The following is a 960-nucleotide window of genomic DNA, read 5'->3' on the forward strand; positions in this document are numbered from 1 at the left end:
GCCTTGGAGGATGGTCCCCCCATATTCAGACAGGATGTCACGTGTCCCGCCCTACTCATCGAGCTCACAACCTGTGCATCTTCGTGTACGGGACTATCACCCTTTACTGTGCGACTTTCCAGACGCTTCCACTGACACACAAGCTGATTCAGACTCTGGGCTCTTCCCCGTTCGCTCGCCGCTACTGGGGGAATCTCGGTTGATTTCTTTTCCTCGGGGTACTGAGATGTTTCAGTTCCCCCGGTTCGCCTCATGCCACTATGTATTCATGACATGATAGTGCAACGAATTGCACTGGGTTTCCCCATTCGGGTATCGTCGGTTGTAACGCTTCATATCAGCTTGCCGACGCTTTTCGCAGATTAGCACGCCCTTCATCGCCTCTGACTGCCTAGGCATCCACCGTGTACGCTTATTCACTTAACCTCACAACCCGAAAATGTTTCGGGTGTGAAAGCTTGAGAGAATCACAATAGTAGTAGTGAGCCACTATTGCTCGTTTCAATTTTCAGCTTGTTCCAGATTGTTAAAGAGCAAATATCGTAAACACGACTCGAAAGTCATCTTTACGTTATTGTCGGTTCGGCAGAACCGGTGATAATGTCTTTCACTCATTATCGGTATGGCGTCCCCAAGGGGATTCGAACCCCTGTTACAGCCGTGAAAGGGCAGTGTCCTAGGCCTCTAGACGATGGGGACACAAAAATTGCATAGCGAATCACTGATTCGCTATTTTTGTGTAGAGGTGAGGATTTGCTTGCAAATCCGAGCGACTGATGCAGTTAACACTCGATATCACAAGCAATATCATCACACCCAACAACAGGTGCTTTTTGCTCAGCATTTTCATCAGACAATCTGTGTGAACACTTCACAGAATCAGTATCATTAGGTAAGGAGGTGATCCAACCGCAGGTTCCCCTACGGTTACCTTGTTACGACTTCACCCCAGTCATGAAT

General features: G+C 48.2%; 1 tRNA gene and 2 rRNA genes. All 3 read right to left on the reverse strand.

Annotation, left to right across the window (positions count from 1 at the left end):
* A 23S ribosomal RNA gene (locus J5067_RS23160) occupies positions 1–426 on the reverse strand; the annotation flags it as partial.
* 197 nt (positions 427–623) lie between these two features.
* Positions 624–699, reverse strand: a tRNA-Glu gene (locus J5067_RS23165).
* A gap of 194 nt (positions 700–893) precedes the next feature.
* Positions 894–960 (reverse strand): 16S ribosomal RNA (locus tag J5067_RS23170); the annotation flags it as partial.

The organism is Candidatus Symbiopectobacterium sp. NZEC151, from assembly GCF_025962655.1.
In the GTDB taxonomy this organism is placed as follows: domain Bacteria; phylum Pseudomonadota; class Gammaproteobacteria; order Enterobacterales; family Enterobacteriaceae; genus Symbiopectobacterium.